Origin of the sequence: Pseudomonas abyssi (genome assembly GCF_003444685.1) — a bacterium.
Lineage (GTDB): Bacteria > Pseudomonadota > Gammaproteobacteria > Pseudomonadales > Pseudomonadaceae > Halopseudomonas > Halopseudomonas abyssi.
Genome location: NZ_LMAZ01000003.1, coordinates 144,011 through 168,799, shown reverse-complemented (window position 1 = coordinate 168,799; position 24,789 = coordinate 144,011). Strand labels below are relative to the sequence as shown.

Here is a 24,789-nt window from a genome sequence, read left to right as displayed (position 1 = left end):
GCGTGCACTGCCTGAATACGAGCTGCCAGCGTGCAGATTAAGATTACAATCAGCTGAATCAGAACGGATTTCATGAAACGTTACCTATTGCCTGCGCTGTTCTCGATGTTTATGGCGCAGGGCGCCTTTGCAGATGCCTTCCAGATTTCCGATATCCGCGTCAACGGCCTGCAGAGGGTGTCTGCCGGTAGCGTGTTTACCTCCCTGCCGCTGAATATTGGTGATGAAGTGGATGACCAGGAGCTGGTGGAGGCGACGCGCTCGCTGTTCCGCACCGGCTTTTTCCAGGACATCCAGCTGGGCCGTGACGGTAACGTGCTGGTTATCAACGTGGTTGAGCGCCCGTCTATTTCGTCCATCGAGCTCGAAGGCAACAAGGCGATCAAGAGCGAAGACCTGTTGACCGGTCTGAGCGCTGCCGGCCTGGCCGAAGGTGAGATCTTCCAGCGCGCCACGCTGGAAGGGGTGCGCAACGAACTGCTGCGTCAGTATGTGTCGCAGGGGCGTTACTCTGCCGACATCGAAGCCCAGGTGATTCCTGAGCCGCGCAACCGTGTCGCGCTGAAAATTGTCATTGATGAGGGCTCTGTTGCCGCGATTTCCCACATCAACGTTGTGGGCAATACCGTCTTCCCAACCGAGGACCTGGTAGACCTGTTCGAGCTGAAAACCAGTGGTTGGCTGTCCTTCCTGCGCAATGACGACAAGTACTCGCGCGAGAAGCTGTCTGGCGACCTTGAGCGTCTGCGCTCCTATTACCTGGACCGTGGCTACATCAACATGGATGTCGCCTCCACTCAGGTATCCATTACCCCCGACAAGAAGCACGTCTATGTGACCGTCAACATCAACGAAGGCGAGCGTTACAGCATTCGAGATGTCAGTCTGTCGGGTGACCTGATCGTCGATGAATCTGAAGTACGCCGTCTGATGCTGGTCGAGCCGGGCCAGATTTTCTCTCGTCAGGTGATGACCTCCACGTCTGATCTGATCAGCCGCCGTCTGGGTAACGAGGGCTACACCTTCGCCAGCGTCAACGGCATTCCGGAAATTCACGAAGACGACAAGACCGTCTCGGTTACCTTCTACGTTGATCCGGGCAAGCGCGCCTATGTCAACCGCATCAACTTCCGTGGCAACACCAAGACCGAAGACCAGGTGCTGCGTCGCGAGATGCGCCAGATGGAAGGGGGCTGGGCGTCAACCTATCTGATCGACCAGTCCAAGACACGTCTTGAGCGTCTGGGTTTCTTCAAGGAAGTCAACGTCGAGACCGTGCCGGTGCCTGGCGCGGACGACCTGATCGACGTCAACTATGCGGTAGAAGAGCAGCCTTCCGGTTCCGTGACTGCCAGCCTTGGTTTCTCCCAGAGCTCGGGTATCATCCTCGGCGGCTCGATCAGCCAGAACAACTTCTTCGGGACCGGTAACCGTGTAAGCATCGGCGCCAACCGCTCCGACTACCAGACCTCGCTGTCCTTCGGCTTCATGGACCCCTATTTCACCGTCGACGGTTTGAGCTTTGGCTACAACGCCTTCTACCGCACCACCGACTACGACGAGCTGGACGTTGACGTCACCAGTTACGCCGTAGACTCCTACGGTGCAGGCTTCAATTTCGGCTATCCGATCAGTGACACCTCGCGCATCTCCTTCGGTATGAGCGCGCAGCACGACAAGATCAAGAGCGGTGTCTACACCGTGCAGGAGATCCTGGACTTCCTGAACAACGAAGGTGATAACTTCACCAACCTGTTCTTCGACACATCCTGGTCGCAGAGCACGCTCAACCGTGGTGTCTTCCCGGACCGTGGTTACTCGCAGAACGTCTCCTGGCATGTGACTGTCCCGGGCAGCGATCTTGAGTTCTACACCCTGGACTACAAGGCACAGCGCTTCTTCCCGATGAGCGAAGATCTGACCCTGCGTCTGCACACCGACCTGGGCTTTGGTCGCGGGCTGGGCGGCACCGACCAGATGCCGTTCTATGAGCATTACTACGCCGGCGGTATCGGCTCGGTACGTGGCTTCGAAGACGGCACCCTCGGGCCGAAGAGTACGCCCAATGCAGCCGACCCGGACCAGGACTCGCTGCCCTTCGGCGGTAACATCAAGATCACCGGTGGCGCTGAAGTGGTATTCCCTGCGCCCTTCGTGAAGGATCAGCGTTCGCTGCGTACCGCTCTGTTCTTCGATGTGGGTAACGTATACGATACCCAGTGCACGCGGAAGACGACCGTTGAGGGCGACAAGAACCCGGGCTGTGGTGAAGTCGACCTTGGCGAGCTGCGCTACAGTGTCGGCGTGGGCCTGTCCTGGTTGACCGCGCTGGGCCCGCTGGGCTTCAGTCTGGCCATGCCGCTGAACAGCGACTCGGCTGACGACACCCAGGTGTTCCAGTTCACCCTTGGTCAGAGTTTCTGACGCAATCCAAACACTATCGAGCAATCGTAATCAGGAGTATCAGAGTGGGTAAGTTTACGCGTGTGGCAGTGATGTCACTGCTGGCCATGGCCAGCTTCCAGGTGTCCGCCGAGATGAAGATCGCTGTTCTCGACTATCAAATGGCGTTGCTGGAATCCGACGCGGCCAAGAAGTACTCCGTTGATGCCGAGCAGCAGTTTGGCTCGCAGCTGCAACGTGTGAAGAATCTGGAGGCCGAAGCCAAACGTCTGCAAGAGCGCCTGCAGCGCGATGGCGAGCAACTGAGCCAAAGTGAGGCGGAGAAGCTGGATCTCGAGTTCCGCCAAAAGGCTCGTGAGTTCCAGGTTGCCTCGCGCGAGCTGAACGAAGCCAAGGCTCAGTCTGATCGTCAAATGCTTGAAGCCCTCAAGCCCAAGCTGGATTCGGCGGTAGAAGCTGTGCTGAGCGCAGGCGATTACGATCTGGTGCTGGATCGCGGCGGTGTTGTTGACGTCAAGCCGCAGTTCGATATCACCCGCCAGGTTATCGAGCGTCTGAACAGCAGCCGCTGATGAGTGCTGATCAATTTCTGTCCCTTGCGCGCCTGGCTGAAGAGCTCGGCGCGCAACTCGTTGGGGACCCGCAAACCGAGATTACCGGTCTGGCTACCCTGCAGGATGCCGGTCCAGGCGAGCTGGCGTTTCTGGCCAACGCCCAGTACCGCAAATACCTGGCCGATAGTCGTGCCAGTGCCGTGCTGCTCACGGCGCAGGATGCCGAGGGTTTTGCCGGTAACGCGCTGATTGTTGCTGACCCTTACCTCACCTACGCACGTCTGTCGCATCGGTTTGATCGCAAACCGCGCGCCGCCGCTGGTATTCACCCCAGCGCCGTTGTCGCAGCGAGCGCGCAGGTCGACGTCAGTGCCAGTATCGGTCCTGGGGTGGTGGTAGAGGAGGGCGCGGTCATCGAAGCCGGGGTGAGCGTCGGTGCACAGTGTTTTGTCGGCGCCCGCTCGCGGATCGGCGCGGGCGGCTGGCTGGCGCCGCGGGTAACCCTGTATCACGATGTCAGTATTGGCGAGCGCGTAGTGATTCAATCCGGCGCGGTAATCGGCTCGGAAGGGTTCGGTTTTGCCAATCAGGGCGGTACCTGGCAGAAAATTGCGCAGATTGGTGGCGTGCGCATCGGGGACGATGTTGAGATCGGTGCCAATACCACCATCGACCGCGGCGCGCTCGCGGACACGCTGATCGGAAATGGGGTCAAGCTGGACAACCAGATTCAGATCGCGCACAACGTACAGATCGGCGATCACACGGCCATGGCGGCGTGCGTTGGTATTTCCGGCAGCACCCGTATCGGTCGTCACTGCATGATCGCCGGCGGTGTCGGTATGGTTGGCCATATTGAAGTGTGCGATAACGTGTTCGTCAGCGGCATGACCATGGTGACGCGCTCCATTACCGAGCCGGGTGCCTATTCGTCCGGTACGGCCATGCAGCCCGCCGGAGACTGGAAGAAGAGCGCGGCACGTATTCGCCAGCTCGATGGCATGGCCAAACGTCTCCAGCAGTTGGAGAAACAACTCGAACAGGTGACTCAGGCGTCTTCTGACTCATCAAACGCCTGACCGGCGCCCCGGCATGGGGCGCCTTTATTATTTTCAGCAAGGCCAGCAATCCATGGATATCAACGAAATCAAAGAGTACCTGCCCCACCGTTACCCCTTCCTGCTGGTGGACCGGGTGCTGGAGCTGGATCTTGAGAACAAGCAGATTCGTGCCTACAAGAACGTCTCGGTCAACGAACCCTTCTTCAACGGTCACTTTCCCCAGCACCCGATCATGCCGGGTGTGCTGATCATCGAAGCGATGGCTCAGGCTGCAGGCCTGCTGGGCTTCAAGATGATGGGCGTGAAACCGGCGGATGGCACCCTTTATTATTTCGTCGGCTCCGACAAGCTGCGCTTCCGTCAACCGGTGGTCCCGGGTGATCAACTGCAGCTGGAAGCGACCTACCTGAGCGACAGACGTGGCATCTGGAAATTTGCCTGCCGTGCTACTGTGGATGGTAAGGAAGCCTGCTCGGCCGAGATCATTTGTGCGGAACGCAAGATATGAGTCGTATTCACCCTCTGGCGATTGTTGACCCCGCTGCGCGGTTGGCCGATGACGTCGAGGTAGGTCCCTGGAGTTTGATTGGCCCGGACGTCGAGATCGGCGCCGGCACCCGAGTGGCTTCACATGTGGTGATCAAGGGGCCGACCACCATCGGACGCAATAACCGGATTTTCCAGTTTGCTTCGGTGGGTGAGGAGTGTCAGGACAAGAAGTATGCCGGCGAGCCTACCAGGCTGGTGATCGGCGACAACAACGTCATCCGTGAAGGCTGCACCCTGCATCGCGGCACCGTGCAGGACGCAGGCGTTACTCGTATCGGCAGCAACAACCTGCTGATGGCCTATGTCCATGTGGCGCACGACTGTGTCGTCGGCGACAACATCATCATGGCCAACAACGCGACGATTGCCGGCCATGTGCATATCGGTGATGGCGCCATCCTGGGTGGCTACACCACGGTGCATCAGTTCTGCCACATCGGCTCCTTTGCCATGAGCGCCGCCAATAGCGCGGTATTCAAGGATATCCCCGCCTTTGTCATGGTGGGCGGCAACCCGGCCAGCGCCCACGGCATGAACTTCGAGGGCATGCGCCGGCGCGGTTACTCGGCGGAGCTGATCAGTGCACTGCGTCGGGCCTACAAGGTGGTCTACCGTCAGGGTCTGACCACAGCCCAGGCAATGGCCGAGCTGGCCGAGACAGCCGAGCAGTTCCCTGAAGTGGCGCTGTATTGCACGTCAATCAGCGAGTCGACCCGCGGCATTACCCGCTGACATGTCTGGCATTGCACCGGTTCGCTCGGACAAACCCCTATGCATTGCGCTGGTTGCCGGCGAGGCGTCGGGCGATACCCTGGGTGCCGGCCTCATCGCGGCGCTGAAACAACGCTTCCCCAACGCCCGTTTTATCGGTATCGGTGGCCCGCGTATGCTGGCTGAAGGCATGCAGACGCGCGTACCGATGGAGCGGCTGTCGGTCATGGGGCTGATTGAGGTGCTCGGACGCCTGCGCGAGCTGCTGCGGATTCGTCGGGAACTGGTTGATTACCTCAAGCAGGAGCAGCCGGACGTGTTCATCGGCATCGATGCGCCGGATTTCACCTTGGGGGTGGAGCAACGCCTGCGCGATGTCGGCATTCCTACCGTGCATTACGTCAGTCCGTCGGTCTGGGCCTGGCGCGAGAAGCGCGTGCTGGGGATCGCCCAATCTACCGATCTGATGCTAACCCTGTTCCCCTTCGAGGAAGAGGTGTATCACCGTCATGGTGTGGCTGTGCGCTGCGTCGGGCACACGCTGGCTGACCGTATTGCGCTGGAACCCGACCGCGCCGCTGCGCGCCGGGTGCTGGGCGTGGAGCAGGATGCCCGTATCCTGGCGTTGATGCCCGGCAGCCGCAACGGCGAGCTGCGCAAGCTGGGGCGCGTCTTTCTTGAGACCGCCGCCTGGTGCCTGGAGCGCCAGCCTGAGCTGCAATTCATCATGCCGTGCGCCAGTCCGGAGCGCCGCCAGCAGATGGAAGCAATCCTGGCCGAGACCGGCCTTGAGCTGCCGCTGAGACTCTATGATGGCCAGGCCCATGAGGTGCTGGCCGCCTGCGATGCCGTGCTGATCGCCTCCGGTACCGCGACCCTGGAGGCCATGCTGTTCAAACGCCCGATGGTAGTGGCCTACCGCATGGCCGGGCTCACCTTCCGTATTCTCAAGCGCCTGGTCAAGGTCGGGCATGTGTCGCTGCCCAACCTGCTGGCCGGCCGTGAGGTGGCGCCCGAGTTCCTGCAGGATGCGGCGACGCCTGAAGCCATGGGCCCCGCGCTGCTGGAACGCTTGCTGCCAACGGCGGAGCGGGTGGAAACCGAACAGACCTTTATGGAGCTGCACCAGATGCTGCGTCGTGACGCCGATCAGAGTGCCGCCGAGGCCGTTGCCGAGCTGTTGGACGCGCGGGGCAAGGTGTGAGCCAGCTGCTCATGGACTGGGCCGCGCCCGCTGACGACGAGCTGGTGGCCGGGGTCGACGAGGTGGGGCGTGGCCCGCTGTGCGGTGCCGTGGTTACCGCCGCGGTAATCCTCGACCCGGCCCGCCCAATTGAAGGCCTGAATGACTCCAAGAAACTGACCGAAGCACGCCGCGAGGCGCTGTTTCCGTTGATTCAGGAGCGCGCGCTGGCCTGGTGCATCGCCCGCGCCGAGGTCGAGGAAATCGACCGCTTGAATATTCTGCACGCCACCATGTTGGCCATGCAGCGCGCAGTGGCCGGTTTGAGCACGCAGCCGACGCTGGTGCTGGTGGACGGTAACCGCTGCCCGCTATTGCCGATGCGCAGTGAGCCGGTGGTCAAGGGCGACAGCCGTGTGCCGGCCATCGCCGCTGCCTCCATTCTTGCCAAGGTTGCCCGTGACCGGGAAATGCTCGAACTGGACCAGCAATACCCCGGCTATGGCATTGCCGGCCACAAGGGTTACCCCACACCAGTACACTTGGCCGCGCTGCGCGAGCTGGGTGCTACTCCTATTCATCGCCGTTCATTCGGCCCGGTGCGCAAGGCGCTGGAACAGTAATACGCTAAAACGCTCACACAGTTCTGCCTGCTGCGACTGGCCGCAGCAGTTCCCCGTCGCTACAATTTGCTGCCTGACGTTCCGCCATCTGAAACAGGATTTCCATGTCACCTTCCTTCATTCACCTGCGTGTCCACAGTGAATACTCCCTGGTCGACGGACTGGTCAAGGTCAAGCCCTTGATCAAGGCCGTCGGCGAGGCGGGCATGCCGGCGGTGGCGATCACCGACCAGAACAACATGTGCAGTCTGGTCAAGTTCTACAAGACGGCGACCGGCGCCGGCATCAAACCGATCTCAGGTGTTGACCTTTGGCTGACCGACGCCGAAGACGACAGCGTGCTGACCCGTATCAGCCTGCTGGCGATGGACCCGAAGGGCTACCGCAACCTGACCGAGCTGGTCTCCCGTGGCTTTACCGAGGGGCAGCGCAATGGCCTGGTGACGGTCCGCCGTGAGTGGGTGGCCGAGGCCAGTGAAGGCGTGATTGCGCTGTCGGCTGCGAAGGAGGGCGAAGTCGGTCTGGCGCTGCTGTCCTCCAGCCCCGAACGGGCTGATGATCTGCTGGCCTACTGGATGGGCGTGTTCCCCGGGCGTTTCTATCTGGAGCTGCAGCGCACCAGCCGTGTCAATGATGAAGAGCATGTGCACGCGGCGGTCGCGCTGGCGGCTCGCAGCGGTTGTCCGGTGGTGGCGACCAATGACGTACGCTTTCTCAAGCGCAGCGATTTTGAGGCCCATGAGACACGCGTCTGTATCGGCGAAGGCCGCGCGCTGGATGATCCGCGTCGGGTCCGTCAGTACAGCGAAGAGCAGTACCTGAAAACCCCGGACGAGATGGCAGAGCTGTTCTCTGACATCCCCGAAGCGCTGGAAAACAGCGTCGAGATTGCCAAGCGCTGCAACATCGATGTGCAGCTGGGTAAGTACTTCCTGCCGGACTTTCCGGTACCCGAGGGGATGACCGAGGCGGAGTTCTTCAAGAAGGTCTCCTTCGAGGGGCTGGAAGAGCGCCTCAAGGTCATTCTGCCGCCCGACACGCCGGACTACGAGGCCAAGCGTCAGGTTTATATCGACCGCCTGAACTTCGAACTCGACATCATCAATCAGATGGGCTTCCCCGGCTACTTCCTGATCGTGATGGACTTTATCAAGTGGGCCAAGGGCAATGGCGTGCCGGTCGGACCTGGCCGGGGCTCCGGGGCGGGCTCGCTGGTGGCTTATTCACTGCTGATTACCGACCTTGATCCGCTGGCCTACGATCTGCTGTTCGAGCGCTTCCTTAACCCTGAGCGTGTTTCCATGCCCGACTTTGACGTCGACTTCTGCATGGAAGGGCGCGACCGCGTGATTGACTACGTCGCCGACGCCTACGGCCGTAACGCGGTATCGCAGATCATCACCTTCGGCACCATGGCGGCCAAGGCGGTGGTGCGCGACGTGGCGCGGGTGCAGGGCAAGTCATACGGTCTGGCTGACAAGCTCTCGAAGATGATTCCCTTCGAGGTCGGCATGACGCTGACCAAGGCCTATGAGCAGGAAGAGATGCTGCGCGACTTTCTCGCCAACGACGAGGAAGGTCAGGAAATCTGGGACATGGCCCTCAAATTGGAGGGTATTACCCGTAACGTCGGTAAGCACGCCGGTGGTGTGGTAATCGCCCCGACCAAGCTGACCGACTTTGCGCCGCTGTATTGCGATGAGTCTGGTGGCGGTCTGGTTACCCAGTTCGACAAGGACGACGTGGAAGCGGCAGGCCTGGTGAAGTTTGACTTCCTCGGTCTGCGGACCCTGACGATCATCAAATGGGCGATGGAGACTATCCATCGCAAGCAGCGCGAAGAAGGAGCTACAGACGAGGAGCTGGTCAACATCGACCTGATCCCGCTGGACGATGCACCGACCTACAGCATGTTGCAGAAGGCGGAAACCACAGCCGTTTTCCAGCTTGAATCGCGTGGTATGAAAGAGCTGATCAAGAAGCTCAAGCCCGACTGCCTGGAAGACATGATCGCACTGGTGGCCCTGTTCCGCCCGGGCCCGCTACAGTCAGGCATGGTGGACGACTTCATCAACCGTAAACACGGTCGCGAAGAAATTTCCTACCCGCACCCCAACTATCAGTACCCCGGTCTGGAGCCGGTGCTCAAACCCACCTACGGCATCATCCTGTATCAGGAACAGGTCATGCAGATCGCCCAGGTGATGGCGGGTTATACGCTCGGTGGCGCGGACATGCTGCGTCGGGCGATGGGTAAGAAAAAGCCCGAAGAGATGGCCAAGCAGCGTGGCGGCTTTATCGAAGGCTGCGCCAATAACGGTATTGATGCCGATCTGGCGGGTAACATTTTCGACCTGGTAGAAAAGTTCGCCGGTTACGGTTTCAACAAGTCGCACTCGGCCGCCTATGGTCTGGTCTCCTACCAGACCGCCTGGCTGAAGGCGCATTACCCAGCGCCCTTTATGGCGGCAGTACTCTCGGCGGATATGCACAACACCGACAAGGTGGTGACGCTGATCGAGGAATGCCGCAGCATGAAACTGCGGATCAAGGTGCCGGACGTCAACGTCTCCGAATACAAGTTCACCGTGGATGATGCCGGTGACGTGGTGTATGGCCTGGGTGCGATCAAGGGCGTGGGGGAAGGCCCGGTGGAAACCATCGTCGAAACCCGCAAGGCCGGTGGCCGCTTCAATGACCTGTTCGACTTTTGCGCGCGGGTCGACCTCAAGCGTATCAACAAGCGCGTGATGGAAGCGCTGATTCGCAGTGGCGCCCTGGATCGTCTTGGTCCCTTCTTCGCCGAAGAGCTGCAGGCCTACCAGAAGCAGGTAGACCGCAACCGCGCAGCCCTGATGGCGGCGATGGAAGAGGCGATTGCTTCCGCCGAGCAGACCGCACGCAGCGCCGACTCCGGGCATGATGACCTGTTTGGTGATCTGCTCGGGCCATCAGCCGAACGGGATGTCTACGAACCCTACCGCAAGGTGCGCGAGTGGAGCTTCAAGGAGCGGCTGCGCGGTGAGAAAGACACTCTGGGGCTGTATCTGACCGGTCACCCGATCGACGAGTACGAGCGTGAAATCCGCCGCTTTGCCCGTCAGCGCATTCTCGATCTGAAGCCCTCACGCGATAGTCAGACCATTGCCGGTCTGGTGTTTGATCTGCGCGTCATGAAGAACAAGCGGGGCGACAAGGTGGGCTTTGTCACTCTTGATGACCGCTCGGCGCGCATCGAGGTGTCGTTGTTCTCCGAAGCCTATCTGGCGGCGCAGGCGTTGCTGCAGAAAGACGCCTTGCTGGTGGTTGAGGGCGAGGTGGCTGTCGACGACTTCTCCGGTGGTATGCGGGTGCGCGCCAAGCGCGTGATGAGTCTGGAGGATGCGCGTACCGGCTTGCTGGACAGTGTGCGTATCAATATCGACGGGGCTCGACACGGTGAGGATGCCCTCAACCGCATGGCCGGGCTGCTCAATCAGTACCGTGGCGGCTGTCCGGTGACGGTAGAGTACCAGCGCACTGATGCGGCGGCCTTGCTGCGCCTGGGGGACGAATGGCGGGTGGAGCCGGCTGACGATCTGTTGCAGGGGCTGCGTGACCAGCTGGGCAAAGACAGCGTCTCCTTGCACTATAGATAGCGCAAAGCCGGATGCTCGACGGGCGCCCGGCAATCCCGTAAGGTTATTTGCGATACTTTTTTGGATGCCCGCGTTGGGCGCAAGCGGATGATGGATGCCTATGAGCAACAGCCAGAAATACTTGGAGTTTGAACAGCCGATCGCCGACCTGCAGGCCAAAATCGAAGAATTGCGTCTGGTCGGCAGCGACAACTCGCTGAACATCACCGAAGAGATCACCCGGTTGCAGGAGAAGAGCAAGTCCCTGACCGAGAGCATCTTCGGCAACCTGAGCAGTTGGCAGGTCGCGCAGATGTCGCGCCACCCGCAGCGTCCCTATACGCTGGACTACATTCGCCACATCTTCACGGATTTCGAGGAACTGCACGGTGATCGTCACTTTGCTGACGATGCTGCGATTGTGGGCGGTATCGCTCGGCTGGACGGCCGTGCAGTCATGGTCATCGGTCACCAGAAAGGCCGTGATGTAAAGGAAAAGGTACGCCGCAACTTCGGCATGCCCAAGCCTGAAGGCTACCGCAAGGCCTGCCGCCTGATGGAAATGGCCGAGCGCTTCAAGATGCCGATCGTCACCTTTATCGATACCCCCGGTGCCTACCCCGGTATCGACGCTGAAGAGCGCGGTCAGAGCGAAGCCATTGCCTGGAACCTGCAGGTCATGTCGCGCCTGAAGACCCCGATCATCGCCACCGTTATCGGTGAGGGTGGCTCCGGCGGCGCGCTGGCGATTGGTGTCTGCGATCACCTGATGATGCTGCAGTACTCCACCTATTCGGTGATCTCGCCCGAAGGCTGTGCCTCCATTTTGTGGAAGAGCGCCGAAAAGGCCGCAGACGCGGCGGCGGCCATGGGTATTACCGCCGAGCGTTTGAAGGAGCTGGGCCTGGTCGACACCCTGATCCCCGAGCCGCTGGGCGGTGCGCAACGCTCACCTCAGGAGACCGCTGCGCGTATCAAGCAGCAGTTGATTACCCAGCTGGATAAACTGAGTGCCCATTCCAGCGACGAGCTGCTGGAAGCGCGTTACCAGCGCCTGATGTCCTTCGGTATTCAGTGAGCCCGCAGGGGCTGCTGACGCAGCTCACCCGCTGCATGGACGCCCCGGCCTGGTGGCTGGGGTTGTCCGGAGGCCTGGACTCAATGGTTCTGCTTGAGCTGTTGAGTCAGGCCCGCCAACTCTCAGATATCCCCCCGCTTCACGCCATTCATGTTCATCACGGATTGCATGCCGAGGCTGACGCCTGGGCGGAGCACTGCCAGCGTGCTTGTGACGCGCGCGGCGTGCCGCTGACGATCGTGCGTGTGCAGGTCGGGCAGGGCGCGAGTATTGAGGAGGCGGCGCGTGATGCCCGCTACGCGGCCTTTGCCGAGGTGCTGGCGCCCGGCGCAGAACTGTTGCTGGCGCATCACCGCGATGACCAGTTGGAAACCCTGATGTTTCGACTGATGCGCGGTACCGGTGTGCGCGGGTTGAGCGGCATGCCTGCGCGCCGTGCGCTGGGGGCTGGCTGGCTGTCGCGTCCGCTGCTCGATTGGCGACGCAGCGAGCTGGAGAGCTGGGCGCGGCAACAGGGGCTGGACTGGATTGAAGATCCGGCCAATGCCGATGAGCGTTTTGCCCGCACGGCCCTGCGTCACCGGGTGTTGCCGGGATTGCGTCATGAGTGGCCGCAGCTGGATCGCAGCCTGCTGCGCCTGGCTGAACATGCCAGTGAGGCCAGTGCCTTGCTGGATGAGCTGGCACAGGATGATCTGCAGCGGGTGGCAGAGCCCAGCGCTGATCCGTGGCTGGCCCGCTGGCCGAGCCTGTTGCTGGCTCCGCTGCTAGGTTTGTCGGCCGCCCGGCAACGTAATCTGCTGCGCTGCTGGCTGCGTCAGCAGGCGGTGCGTATGCCGGACCGGCGTCGGTTGCTTGAGTTGCAGCAGCAATTGGCTGCCGGCCCGGATGCGCAGCCGCAGCTGCAGCTGGACGGCTGCGCTCTGTACCGTTCGTCAGATCGTCTGTGGCTGGTTCCGGCGCAGTGGCTGCCAGCGCGCAGCGAACAGTCATTGCTGCCACTGCACGGGGAGTTGCTACTGGCGGGTAACGGCACGCTGGACTGTCGGCCGATGGCGGGAGGGTTGCGCGATCCAGGCGCTGGCGGCTGGCAGGTGCGTTATCGCCAGGGCGGCGAGCAGATCAAGCTGGCGACGCGTCCGACCCAGTCGGTCAAACAGCTATTGCAAGAAGCTCGGATTCCTGCCTGGCTGCGCTCGTCGGTACCGTTGCTATACTCTGGCGGCGAGCTGGTGTCGGTGGCTGGACGCTGGAACGCGGAGCGGGCTTTGGTTGAGGGTACAGACAGCGGTTTTACGGTCAGTTGGAAGCCGGTTTCGGATTGAGCAAGCGGGGGCTGTCTGGTATCCTGACTTCCCATCTTGTCGAGACTTTGGCTGGCCGTTCAGGCTGCCTCTGACTCCCTTCGAATTCCTCGCGGTGCAAGCCGCTTAACTGTTCAATCTATGGGTTTTTCATGACGCGCTACATCTTCGTCACGGGTGGTGTTGTTTCTTCTTTGGGCAAGGGCATTGCCTCGGCGTCCCTCGCGGCGATCCTTGAGGCACGCGGTCTGAAGGTCACCATGCTCAAGCTGGATCCTTATATCAACGTGGATCCGGGGACCATGAGTCCCTTCCAGCATGGCGAAGTCTTCGTAACCCACGATGGCGCCGAGACTGACCTTGATCTGGGCCATTATGAGCGTTTCGTCAACGCCACCATGAGCCAGAACAACAACTTCACCACCGGCCGTGTCTATGCCGATGTGCTGCGCAAGGAGCGCCGTGGTGACTACCTGGGTGCGACCATCCAGGTGATTCCGCATATTACCGATGAGATCAAGAGCCGCATCATCAAGGGTGCCGGCGATGCCGACGTGGCGCTGGTCGAGATCGGCGGTACCGTGGGTGACATCGAGTCCCAGCCGTTCCTGGAAGCGATTCGCCAACTGCGTGTCGAAGTCGGTGCCAAGCGTGCGATGCTCATGCACCTGACGCTGGTGCCGTACATCGCCACGGCTGGCGAGACCAAGACCAAGCCGACCCAGCACTCGGTCAAGGAGCTGCGCTCCATCGGCCTGCAGCCCGACGTGCTGATCTGCCGCTCCGACCACCCGATCGACCTGTCCTCGCGCCGCAAGATCGCGCTGTTCACCAACGTGGAAGAGCGTGCGGTCATCGGTCTGGAAGACGTTGATACTATCTATCGCATCCCCTCCGTACTGCACGCCCAGGGCCTGGACGACTTCGTCGTCGAGCGCTTTGGTCTGGAGTGCGGCTCTGCCGATCTGGCCGAGTGGGAGCGCGTGGTCGACGCCAAGCTCAACCCCGAGCACGAAGTCACCATCGCTATGGTCGGCAAGTACATGGAGCTGCTGGATGCCTACAAGTCGCTGATCGAAGCACTCAGCCACGCCGGTATTCAGGCGCGTACCAAGGTTAACGTGCGTTATATCGACTCCGAGGACATCGAGCAGCAGGGTCTCTCGCTGCTGGACGGCGTAGACGCCGTGCTGGTGCCGGGCGGCTTCGGCTCCCGGGGTGTCGAAGGCAAGATTGCCGCGGTGCGTTACGCCCGCGAGAACAAGATCCCCTACCTGGGCATCTGCCTGGGTATGCAGGTGGCGGTCATCGAATACGCCCGCAATGTGCTGGGCTGGAGCGATGCCAACTCCACCGAGTTCGACAAGACTTCCGGTCACCCGGTTGTCGGTCTGATCACCGAATGGCAGGACGCGTCCGGTGAAACCGAGCTGCGCACCGAAGCGTCCGATCTGGGCGGCACCATGCGTCTGGGTGCTCAGGAGTGCTCGCTGGAGCCGGGTTCCAAGGCGCATGCGTGCTACGGCAAGGACGTGATCGTCGAGCGTCACCGTCACCGCTATGAGGTCAACAACAACCTGCTGCCTGATCTGCAGGCCGGCGGGCTGCAGATCTCCGGCCGCTCCGGTGACGGCGCGCTGGTCGAGGTGGTTGAAGTGGGTGATCACCCGTGGTTTGTTGCGTGCCAGTTCCACCCGGAATTTACCTCTACGCCCCGTTACGGCCACCCGCTGTTCAGCGGCTTTATCGGTGCGGCGCTCAAACAGCGCGGCTAAGCCCAGACATACGTCAGACAAGAGGCTGGTACATGACACAGAAAATTGTGCGCGTTGGTGAGATCGAAATGGCCAACGACAAACCCTTCGTGCTTTTCGGCGGGATGAACGTACTGGAGTCCCGTGATCTGGCCATGCAGATCTGCGAACGCTACGTCGAAGTGACCGAGAAGCTGGGTATCCCCTATGTGTTCAAGGCCAGCTTCGACAAGGCCAACCGCTCCTCGATCAATTCCTTCCGCGGCCCCGGCCTGGAAGAGGGGCTGAAGATCTTTGAAGAGGTCAAGCGCACCTTCAACGTGCCGGTGATCACCGATGTGCACGAGCCGCATCAGGCCGCGCCGGTTGCCGAAGTCTGTGACATCATTCAGCTGCCGGCCTTCCTGTCCCGGCAGACGGATCTGGTCGTGGCCATGGCCAAGACCAATGCCGTGATCAACATCAAGAAGGCCCAGTTCCTCGCGCCGCAGGAAATGAAGCACATCCTCACCAAGTGTGAAGAGGCGGGCAATGACCGTCTGGTGCTGTGCGAGCGCGGCTCGGCCTTTGGTTACAACAACCTGGTGGTCGATATGCTGGGCTTCGGCATCATGAAGCAGTTCGAGTACCCGGTGTTCTTCGACGTGACTCACGCCTTGCAGATGCCGGGTGGCCGCAGTGATTCGGCCGGCGGTCGCCGGGCTCAGGTTACCGATCTGGCCAAGGCGGGCATGAGCCAGGGCCTGGCCGGTCTGTTCCTCGAAGCGCACCCCGATCCTGACAACGCCAAGTGCGATGGCCCCTGTGCTCTGCGCCTGGACAAGCTGGAGCCGTTCCTTGCCCAGTTGAAGTCGCTTGATGAACTGATCAAGAGCTTCCCGGTACTGGAAACGGCTTGAGCCGCTACCGCTTTCACCCGATTGACTCGATATACGGAGCTAGCAAGTAAAGATGGCAAAAATCATTGATATCAAGGGACGTGAGGTTCTGGACTCGCGCGGTAACCCGACCGTCGAGGCGGATGTGATTCTGGAAGGCGGCATCATGGGCAGCGCCTGCGCACCCTCCGGCGCCTCCACCGGTTCGCGCGAAGCGCTGGAACTGCGTGATGGCGACAAGAGCCGTTATCTGGGCAAGGGCGTGCTCAAGGCTGTTGCCAATATCAATGGCCCCATCCGCGAGCTGCTGGTTGGTCGTGATGCGACCGCTCAGGCTGAGCTGGACCGCGCCATGATCGAGCTGGACGGTACCGAGAACAAGGCCACCCTGGGCGCCAACGCCATCCTCGCCGTCTCCCTCGCTGCTGCCAAGGCCGCCGCTCAGGCCAAGGGCGTGCCGCTGTACGCGCACATCGCTGACCTGAACGGCACCCCCGGTGTCTACTCCATGCCGGTACCGATGATGAACATCATCAACGGTGGCGAGCACGCCGACAACAACGTCGACATTCAAGAGTTCATGGTGCAGCCGGTTGGCGCCAAGAACTTCGCCGATGCGCTGCGCATGGGTGCCGAGATTTTCCATCACCTCAAAGCCGTTCTGAAGGCCCGTGGCCTGAACACCGCAGTCGGTGATGAAGGTGGCTTCGCGCCGAACCTGGCTTCCAATGAGGACGCGCTGGCTGCCATCGCCGAGGCCGTTGCCAACGCCGGCTACACCCTGGGTGACGATGTCACTCTGGCGCTGGACTGCGCTTCCAGCGAGTTCTACAAGGACGGCAATTACGATCTGGCCGGCGAAGGCAAGGTGTTCGATGCCGCCGGTTTTGCTGACTACCTGGCTGGCCTGACCCAGCGCTACCCGATTATCTCCATCGAAGATGGCATGGATGAGTCTGACTGGGCTGGCTGGAAAGTCCTGACCGACAAGATCGGCGAGAAGGTACAGCTGGTCGGTGACGACCTATTCGTGACCAACACCAAGATCCTCAAGCGCGGTATCGACGAGAAGATCGGTAACTCTATCCTGATCAAGTTTAACCAGATCGGTTCGCTGACCGAGACCCTGGAAGCGATCCAGATGGCCAAGGCTGCCGGCTTCACCGCCGTTATCTCGCACCGCTCTGGTGAGACTGAAGACAGTACCATCGCCGACCTGGCGGTGGGTACCGCTGCTGGTCAGATCAAGACCGGTTCGCTGTGCCGCTCTGACCGCGTCTCCAAGTACAACCAGTTGCTGCGTATTGAAGAGCAGCTGGCTGGCCAGGCGCCCTACAAGGGCCGCGCCGAGTTCCGCGGCTGATTGGACTGGCGGGTGCGCTCACGCGCACCCGCTGTTCCTCGACGGGAGCATCCAGCTTGAAATGGCTCTGGCTGATTACGCTGTCATTGTTGGCAGCCCTGCAGTACCGACTCTGGGTTGGTGAGGGCAGTCTTGCCCATGTATCACAACTCAAGCAGCAGATTGCCGCGCAAGCGCGCGAGAACGAGCAGCTGCTGGAGCGCAACCGTGTGCTGACCGCTGAAGTCATCGAACTCAAGCAGGGGCTTGAGACCGTTGAAGAGCGTGCCCGCCGTGAGCTGGGCATGGTCAAAGAGGGTGAGACCCTGTTTCAATTGAGCGAGCCATGAGCGCCGCTACACCTGATTTCTGGGTCGTTCTGCCCGCCGCCGGCGTCGGCGCGCGCATGCAGGCAGACCGCCCGAAGCAGTACCTCCTCTGGGGTCAACGTACCCTGATCGAACACACACTGGCCTGCTTCCTGGATCAACCGGGATTGCGCGGGTTGGTGGTTTCCCTGTCTACTGATGACGGCTGGTGGCCGACGCTACCCTGTGCCGAGGATGCGCGTATCACCCGCGCAGTCGGCGGGCGCGAGCGTGCCGACTCGGTGCTCAATGGCCTTATTGCGCTGCGCGAACTGGGCGCGGCCGATGGCGATTGGGTGCTGGTGCACGACGCGGCTCGCCCCAATCTCACCGATGGTGACCTGCACAAGCTGCTGAGTACGCTGGGGAGTGATCCGGTCGGCGGCTTGCTGGCGGTGCCGGTGCGCGACACCCTCAAGCAGATTGGCCCGGATGGGCGGGTTGCGGCAACGCCGGACCGCAGTCTGTTCTGGCAGGCTTATACGCCACAGATGTTTCGCCTTGGGCCACTGCAGCAGGCGTTGACTGATGCGCTGGCAGCGGGTGCGCTGATTACCGATGAAGCCTCGGCTATGGAGTGGGCGGGGCAGGCGCCGTTGTTGGTTGAGGGGCGAGCCGATAACCTGAAGATTACTCGTCCTGAGGATCTGGAGTGGTTGCGGCAGCGCGACTGTTGATCTTTCTTTCTAGCGTTTGAGCTGGCTTCCTTGCGTGGTATCGATGCCTTTCGGGCACAGCATGCTGTGCCCCTACGCCAATTTCTGGAATCTGCGCTGGGCCCCCTCGTAGGGGCGCGACATGTCGCGCCCGCAATAGATAATACCGCGCGCATGCCACCCCGAGCGCCGTGTTTGCAGTCATCTTAAACGCCGTTGGTCGTGCCCGTCTGTTTGCAATTGACCGATACCATGCGAATAAATATGCTGTACGCATATACAGTATTTTGCTGAGGTTTTCATGGGCGCGGTGGTTGCACTTGATCGGTTGCTTGAGACGCGGCGTGTCTGGCGCGGGCGCCAGCAGAGTGAGCCGGTGGCCGAGCAGCCGACCGGGCATGCGGCGTTGGATGCATTGCTGCCCGCTGGTGGCTGGCAGCTGGCTGCACTGAACGAGATTTTGCTGGGGCAACCCGGCAGTGGCGAGCTGCAGTTATTGTGGCCGCTGCTGGCGCGCTTGACGCAGGCGGGAGAGCGGGTGGTGCTGGTAGGTGCGCCGGCGATTCCCTTTGCGCCCGCTTGGCAGGCGGCAGGCGTGGTGTTGGCCCAGGTGACGCTACTGCAGGTCAGTGGTGCCGAGCGGCTCTGGGCGGCGGAGCAGTGCCTGCGTTCGGGCAGCTGTGGTGCCGTGCTGTGCTGGCCGGAGCAGGCGGATGACCGCGCCCTGCGGCGTCTGCAGGTAGCGGCTGACAACGGCCAGACGCTGGCTTTTGTGCTGCGCGACCGGCGTGCTGCCGACAACCCGTCGCCGGCCGCCCTGCGGCTGCTGCAGGAGCGACAGCCGAGGCAGTGGCGGGTGCTCAAGTGCCGGGGTGGGATGGCACCCGCGCGGCCTGTCTGCATTTCCCTCTGAGGCCGCCATGCGCTGGCTTTGCATTCTCTTTCCCCAACTGGCACTGGATGCGGTGCTGCGTAGCCGCGATGATCCGACTGTGCCCTTGGCGCTGCTCAGCGGACCGCCGCAACGGCGTGTGCTGCAGGCGGTCAATGAGTCGGCACGCGCGCAGGGGTTACGCTCAGGGCAGAGCCTGACCCAGGCGCGGACGCTGCTGGAGTACTTTGACACGGTCGAACATGACCCGGCGCAGACCGAGCACTGGCAGCAGTTTCTGGCCAGCTGGGCGTACGGCTTCAGTGGTCATGTGAGTCTGGATTTCCCCCGCACCCTGTTGCTGGAGGTGGCGTCCAGTCTGCGCCTATTCGGCCCCTGGCCTGAGCTGGAACAGCGCCTGCGCGCCGAGCTGCAGGCCCTGGGCTTTCAGCATCGGCTGGTACTGGCGCCCAATCCGCTGGCGGCCCGGGTGCTGACCAACGTGGCAGACGGGCTGGCGGTAGACGAGCAGGCGCTGCAGACCGAGCTGCTGCGTCTGCCGGTGGCGCGCAGCGGCCTGCCGGGCGAGCTGGTTGAGAGCCTGCAGCGCATGGGCCTGCGCCGACTGCAGCAGGTGCTGGAATTGCCGCGAGACGGCCTAGCCAAACGCTTCCCGCCCCAGTTGCTGGCGCATCTTGATCAGTTGCAGGGGCATCATCCGCTGGCGCTCAGTTGTTACCAGCCGCCGGATCAGTTTCGTCAGCGTGTCGAGTTCAACTTTGACGTCGAGTCGACTACCTCGCTGCTGTTTCCGTTGCGGCGTTTGATCAGTGATCTGGCGATGTTTCTGGCCGGGCGGGACTGTGGCGTGCAGCGCTTTGTGTTGCTGCTGGAGCACCGTCGCCAGCCCGCCAGCGAGCTGCCAGTCGGCTTGCTGGGGGCCGAGCGTGATCCTGAGCGGCTGTTCGAGTTGGCGCGGGGGCGTCTGGAGCGTATCGAACTGGCCGCGCCGGTACAGGCGCTGACCCTGCTCGCCGAGGATTTGCCACGCTTTGTACCGGCCGCAGCCGAGTTGTTCAGCAGTCGGCCGCAGCAGTCGCAGAGCTGGTTGCAGGTCTGTGAGCGGCTGCGCGCGCGCCTGGGCGACAAGGTAGTGCAGCCGTTGGCCGCGGTGGATGAGCACCGGCCCGAGCGCAGCTGGCTGGCACAGGAGCGGGGCGACACCGCCGTGCGCCCGGCCGGGCCGCGACCGGGCTGGCTGCTGGCCGAGCCGGAGTTGCTCAATGACCTGTTTCCGCGGGTGCTGGCCGGACCGGAGCGGATCGAATCCGGCTGGTGGGATGGCGAGGACGTGCGGCGTGACTACTACCTGATCGAAACCCGCGACGGACGCCGGGCCTGGGCCTTTCATGCCGCCGGTCGCCCCGGCCCGTTCTGGGTACACGGGTGGTTTGCATGAGCGTGGGCTACGCGGAACTGCATTGCCTGTCCAACTTCAGCTTTCAGCGCGGGGCGTCCAGTGCGCATGAGTTGTTTGCTCGTGCCCGGCAGCACGGCTATGACGCCCTGGCGATTACTGACGAAGGCAGCTTGGCAGGAATCGTCCGTGCCTGGCAGGCGGCGCAGGAGTCCGGTTTGAAACTGATTGTTGGCAGCGAGATTCAGCTGGAGAACGGCCCCAAACTGGTGTTGCTGGTCGAGAACCTGACCGGCTATCAAAGCCTGTGTCGGTTGCTGACCCTGGCTCGTCGCCGGGCTGGCAAGGGCGAGTATTGTCTGCGGCTTGAGGATCTGACCGATGGACTCGACGGTTTGCTGGGCCTATGGCTGCCGCGCCACGGTCAGGATGAAGAGCACGGCCGGCAACTGCAGCCGCTGCTGCCGGGGCGTCTGTGGCTGGCAGTCGAGCTGCACCGTGGGCCGGACGATGCGCGCAAGCTGGATCAACTGCAGGGGCTGGCGGCACGGCTCGGTCTGCCCTGTGTCGCCAGCGGTGACGTGCATATGCATGTGCGTGGGCGGCGCGCGCTGCAGGATACCCTGACCGCACTGCGTCATCACTGCACGGTGATGGAGGCGGGCAGCCGGCTGTTTGCCAATGGCGAACGCCATCTGCGCAGTCTGTCGGCGCTGGCGGCGATCTACCCGGCGGCGCTGCTGGCCGAAAGCCGCCGCATCGCCGCGCGCTGCCGGTTCGACATGGGCGAGCTGCGTTACCAGTATCCGCGCGAGCTGGTACCGGAGGGGCATACCCCGTCCAGTTGGTTGCGCGAGCTGACCTGGCGAGGTGCGGCCTGGCGCTGGCCGAACGGGCTCAGCGACAAGGTGCGTACGCAGCTGGAGCACGAGCTGGCGCTGATTGCCGAGAAGGCCTACGACAGTTACTTTCTGACCGTGCAAGATATCGTTGCTTTCGCTCGCGGCCAGCACATTCTCTGTCAGGGGCGCGGCTCGGCGGCCAATTCGGCGGTATGTTTTGCGCTGGGGATCACCGAGCTGGACCCAGGCCGCAGCAACCTGCTGTTCGAGCGCTTTATCTCCCGCGAGCGCGATGAGCCGCCGGATATCGACGTGGATTTTGAGCACGAGCGGCGCGAAGAGGTCATCCAGTACATCTTTCGCCGTTACGGGCGTGAGCGCGCCGCGCTGACCGCGGTGGTTACCCGTTACCTGTCGGCGGGCGCGGTACGCGATGTGGCACGGGCGCTGGGTCTGCCGCAGGAGCAGATCGATCAGCTTGGGCGCTGCTGCAGCCGCTGGAGCAAGCAACTGCCCAGCGCCGAGCGGCTGGCCGAGGCCGGATTTGACGTGAACAACCCCTGGCTGCATCGGGTGCTGACGCTGGCGGGTGAGCTGATCGGCTTTCCCCGGCATCTGTCGCAGCATCCGGGCGGTTTTGTCATGTCGGATGCGCCACTCGACACCCTGGTGCCGGTGGAGAACGCCAGCATGGCCGAGCGCACGGTGATCCAGTGGGATAAGGACGATCTGGACGCGGTCGGCATGCTCAAGGTCGACGTGCTGGCGCTGGGCATGCTCAGCGCGCTGCGTCGCACCTTCGACCTGCTGCGGCGCCACCGTGGGCGTGATCTGACGCTGGCAACTATTCCGCAGGATGATTTGCCGACCTACGAGATGATCAGCCGTGCCGATACCGTTGGCGTGTTTCAGATCGAGTCGCGGGCGCAGATGGCGATGCTGCCGCGGCTGCGGCCACGCTGCTTCTACGATCTGGTGATTCAGGTCTCGATCGTGCGGCCCGGCCCGATTCAGGGTGACATGGTGCATCCCTTTTTGCGCCGCCGAAACGGCGAGGAGGCGGTCGACTATCCCTCACCGGAGCTGCGCAAGGTGTTCGAGCGCACCCTGGGCGTGCCGTTGTTTCAGGAGCAGGTGATGGAGCTGGCGATTGTTGCCGCTGGCTATACGCCGGGCGAGGCGGATGAACTGCGCCGCTCAATGGCTGCCTGGAAGCGTCACGGCGGGTTGGAGCACCACCGGCAACGGTTGACCGAGGGCATGCTGGCGCGCGGTTACAGTCAGGCCTTTTCCGAACGCATCTTTGAGCAGATCAAGGGCTTTGGCAGTTATGGCTTTCCCGAGTCCCACGCCGCCAGTTTCGCGTTGCTGAGTTACGCCAGCAGTTGGCTGAAGTGCAACGAGCCCGCCGCCTTCACCTGTGCGCTGCTCAACAGTTGGCCGATGGGTTTCTACAGCCCGGACCAGTTGCTGCAGGATGCACGCCGCCACCAGATCGAGATCCGGCCGGTAGATGTGCGCTACAGCGACTGGGACTGCTCGCTGGAAGCGGTCGAGCAGGAGGGAGCGCAACCGGCCATTCGCCTTGGGTTGCGGCAGGTAAAAGCCCTGAATCGAGACGATGCCGAGCGGCTATTGCAGGCGCGTGCCCAGCAGCACTTTGTTGATGTCGCCGACCTGGCCCAGCGGGGCGGTTTGAGTAATCGTGCCCGGGCGCAACTGGCCGACGCCGGCGCGCTGCGCGGGTTGGCAGGCAACCGTTTTCGGGCGCGCTGGGCAGTGGCCGGCGTCGAGCCGCAGTTGCCGCTCTTGCAGGCGCAGCATGACCAAACGGAAAGCCCTGCGGTGATTCCGCAGCCCTCGGTAGTGGAAGACATGGAGGCCGACTACGCGAGTCTCGGCACCAGCATGGGCCCGCATCCGCTGGGGCTGCTGCGTGAGCAGCTGCGTGAGCTGGGTTGTCGCAGCTCACGTGAGCTGCTGGCCATGGCGCCGGATCAGCCGGTGCGGGTGGCCGGGCTGGTGATCGGTCGCCAGCGCCCGCAGACCGCCACCGGGGTGACCTTTGTCACCTTGGAAGACGAGTTCGGCATGATCAACGTGATCGTCTGGAGCGATCTGGCCGAGCGGCAGCGCTCAGTGCTGCGTGGCTCACGTCTGCTGGAGGTGCGCGGTCAGTTCGAGGCGCGCGACGGGGTGCGTCATGTGATCGCCCGGCAGCTGCATGATCTGACCGGGCTGTTGCAGAAACTGACTGTACGCAGCCGGGATTACCGCTGAAAGCCCTCGAAGAAGGCCTCGACCTGCGCCGGATCAAGCTGGTCGATATGCGCCGGCTGCCAGCGCGGCTGCTTGTCCTTATCCACAATCAGCGCGCGCACGCCTTCCATGATGTTGCCCTTCTCGAACCACTGACGACCGACATGCAGCTCCATGGCAAAACAGTCGGCCAGCGGCAGTGAGCGACCGCGCTGCAGCATGGCCTGGGTGACGGCCATGGCCAGCGGCGAGCGGTTGTCGATGATCTCGATGGTGCGCTCGGCCCAGTCACGGTACTCGGGGCGTTGTTCGCCGGCCAGTGACGCGCGGATCGCAGCGATGTCGGGCTGGGCAAAGTGCAGATCGATGGCCGGTTGCAGCGCCTCCAGCTCGGCGGCGGGCGGGGTGCAGTCGGCCAGTGCGGCGACCTGATCGCGCAGGCTGCCGTCGGCCGGGTTGAAGCTGTCGATCAGGCTGTCCAGCTCGCCCAGTCTGGCGCTGTTGAGGCACAGATCGCCAAGACCGGCATACAGGGCGTCGCTGCTGCCAATGTGGTTGCCGGTGATGCCCAGATACATGCCAAGCTGACCGGGCAAGCGGGACAGGAAGTAGCTGCCGCCGACATCGGGGAAGTAACCAATGCCGGTTTCCGGCATGCCCAGACGTGAGCGCTCGGTCAGCAGGCGGATGCTCGACCCCTGTGCCAGCCCCATGCCGCCACCCAGTACAATGCCGTCCATCAGGGCCAGGATGGGCTTCTGATAGGCGTGAATGTAAGCGTCCAGATCGTACTCTTCGCTGAAGAAGGTTTCTGGCCCATGGCTGCGTCCGGCCAGATAGCTGTCGTACATGTAGCGAATGTCGCCGCCGGCACAGAAGGCGCGCTCACCAGCGCCGCGCAGCACCACGGCCTCGACCTGCGGGTCGCGCTCCCAGGCTTCCAGCTGCTGGTGCAGCATGCGCACCATGTGCAGATTCAGCGCGTTCAGCCCGGCAGGGCGGTTGAGAGTGAGCTGGCCAATGCGGCCCCTGCGTTCGATCAGTACCTGTTGCGCGGGTGTCTCCGACATGAACATCTCCATCAGGCCGTCTTCGGGACGACAAAAGCGGGTCGCACCGCAGGCGAGACAAGCGTGCGGCGGTCTAGTGTGTCGGAGTATAGGGGAGAGGGGGCGACAGAAAAACGCCACTGCAGGATGGCCTGACGGCCTGAATGTCAGGCAATAAAAAAACGCTTGATCAGCGTCAACCAATCAGCGGCTTTGAACCTCGGGATAGCACTTCTCCCTACTGATTTCATGTTTCTGAACTAGAGTTTT

Annotated in this window: 19 protein-coding genes; 18 read left to right on the top strand and 1 reads right to left on the bottom strand. The window is 62.3% G+C overall.

Annotated elements, in window-relative coordinates:
* Positions 1-72 precede the first annotated feature (72 nt).
* From bamA to ASB58_RS11305, 18 genes are all read left to right on the top strand, one after another.
* Complete coding sequence (bamA, locus tag ASB58_RS11390) at positions 73-2,424, top strand: outer membrane protein assembly factor BamA (protein WP_118130856.1); 2,352 nt, start codon at positions 73-75, stop codon at positions 2,422-2,424.
* Between the two features lie 71 nt (positions 2,425-2,495).
* Positions 2,496-2,975: an OmpH/Skp family outer membrane protein gene (locus ASB58_RS11385; protein WP_407920679.1), complete on the top strand. Its 480-nt coding sequence runs from the start codon at positions 2,496-2,498 to the stop codon at positions 2,973-2,975.
* A complete protein-coding gene (gene lpxD, locus ASB58_RS11380; protein WP_118130852.1) occupies positions 2,975-4,036 on the top strand; it encodes a UDP-3-O-(3-hydroxymyristoyl)glucosamine N-acyltransferase in 1,062 nt (353 codons plus the stop codon). Before ASB58_RS11385 ends, lpxD begins: the two co-directional genes overlap by 1 nt.
* Positions 4,037-4,088: 52 nt before the next feature.
* Positions 4,089-4,526 carry a 3-hydroxyacyl-ACP dehydratase FabZ gene (gene fabZ, locus ASB58_RS11375; RefSeq protein WP_096003331.1) on the top strand — a complete coding sequence of 146 codons (438 nt, stop codon included), beginning with the start codon at positions 4,089-4,091 and terminating at the stop codon, positions 4,524-4,526.
* The gene (gene lpxA / locus ASB58_RS11370; RefSeq protein WP_096002959.1) at positions 4,523-5,299 is read left to right on the top strand and encodes an acyl-ACP--UDP-N-acetylglucosamine O-acyltransferase; all 777 of its coding nucleotides are present in this window, start codon (positions 4,523-4,525) and stop codon (positions 5,297-5,299) included. Before fabZ ends, lpxA begins: the two co-directional genes overlap by 4 nt.
* Position 5,300: 1 nt before the next feature.
* Complete coding sequence (gene lpxB / locus ASB58_RS11365; RefSeq protein WP_118130850.1) at positions 5,301-6,482, top strand: lipid-A-disaccharide synthase; 1,182 nt, start codon at positions 5,301-5,303, stop codon at positions 6,480-6,482.
* 11 nt (positions 6,483-6,493) lie between these two features.
* A complete protein-coding gene (gene rnhB / locus ASB58_RS11360; protein WP_096003330.1) occupies positions 6,494-7,084 on the top strand; it encodes a ribonuclease HII in 591 nt (196 codons plus the stop codon).
* Positions 7,085-7,188: 104 nt separating this feature from the next.
* Positions 7,189-10,722 (top strand): DNA polymerase III subunit alpha, encoded by a 3,534-nt coding sequence (gene dnaE, locus ASB58_RS11355; RefSeq protein ID WP_118130848.1) that lies wholly within the window; start codon positions 7,189-7,191, stop codon positions 10,720-10,722.
* A 100-nt stretch (positions 10,723-10,822) separates the two neighbouring features.
* Positions 10,823-11,779 (top strand): acetyl-CoA carboxylase carboxyl transferase subunit alpha, encoded by a 957-nt coding sequence (gene accA / locus ASB58_RS11350; protein WP_118130846.1) that lies wholly within the window; start codon positions 10,823-10,825, stop codon positions 11,777-11,779.
* 35 nt (positions 11,780-11,814) lie between these two features.
* Positions 11,815-13,104, top strand: coding sequence for a tRNA lysidine(34) synthetase TilS (gene tilS / locus ASB58_RS11345; protein WP_118131143.1), 1,290 nt, complete (start codon positions 11,815-11,817; stop codon positions 13,102-13,104).
* Between the two features lie 131 nt (positions 13,105-13,235).
* On the top strand, positions 13,236-14,858 hold the full coding sequence (locus tag ASB58_RS11340) for a CTP synthase (protein ID WP_083724528.1): 1,623 nt from the start codon (positions 13,236-13,238) through the stop codon (positions 14,856-14,858).
* 32 nt (positions 14,859-14,890) lie between these two features.
* Entirely contained in the window at positions 14,891-15,736 is an 846-nt protein-coding gene (gene kdsA, locus ASB58_RS11335; RefSeq protein WP_096002955.1) for a 3-deoxy-8-phosphooctulonate synthase, read from the top strand.
* 52 nt (positions 15,737-15,788) lie between these two features.
* The gene (eno, locus tag ASB58_RS11330; protein ID WP_083724524.1) at positions 15,789-17,078 is read left to right on the top strand and encodes a phosphopyruvate hydratase; all 1,290 of its coding nucleotides are present in this window, start codon (positions 15,789-15,791) and stop codon (positions 17,076-17,078) included.
* A gap of 56 nt (positions 17,079-17,134) precedes the next feature.
* Entirely contained in the window at positions 17,135-17,407 is a 273-nt protein-coding gene (ftsB, locus tag ASB58_RS11325) for a cell division protein FtsB (protein ID WP_083724522.1), read from the top strand.
* Positions 17,404-18,102, top strand: a complete 699-nt coding sequence (gene ispD / locus ASB58_RS11320) for a 2-C-methyl-D-erythritol 4-phosphate cytidylyltransferase (RefSeq protein ID WP_118130842.1) — start codon at positions 17,404-17,406, stop codon at positions 18,100-18,102. The genes ftsB and ispD overlap by 4 nt, the downstream gene beginning before the upstream one ends.
* Positions 18,103-18,382: 280 nt before the next feature.
* Positions 18,383-18,994, top strand: coding sequence for a translesion DNA synthesis-associated protein ImuA (gene imuA / locus ASB58_RS11315; protein ID WP_118130840.1), 612 nt, complete (start codon positions 18,383-18,385; stop codon positions 18,992-18,994).
* Positions 18,995-19,001: 7 nt separating this feature from the next.
* Positions 19,002-20,411: a Y-family DNA polymerase gene (locus ASB58_RS11310; protein ID WP_118130838.1), complete on the top strand. Its 1,410-nt coding sequence runs from the start codon at positions 19,002-19,004 to the stop codon at positions 20,409-20,411.
* Positions 20,387-23,491 (top strand): error-prone DNA polymerase, encoded by a 3,105-nt coding sequence (locus ASB58_RS11305; protein ID WP_202974632.1) that lies wholly within the window; start codon positions 20,387-20,389, stop codon positions 23,489-23,491. Before ASB58_RS11310 ends, ASB58_RS11305 begins: the two co-directional genes overlap by 25 nt.
* On the opposite strand, the gene ASB58_RS11300 is transcribed toward ASB58_RS11305, so the two are convergent.
* Entirely contained in the window at positions 23,482-24,540 is a 1,059-nt protein-coding gene (locus tag ASB58_RS11300) for an enoyl-CoA hydratase/isomerase family protein (protein ID WP_118131142.1), read from the bottom strand. The two genes, ASB58_RS11305 and ASB58_RS11300, sit on opposite strands and share 10 nt — an antisense overlap.
* Positions 24,541-24,789: the final 249 nt, after the last annotated feature.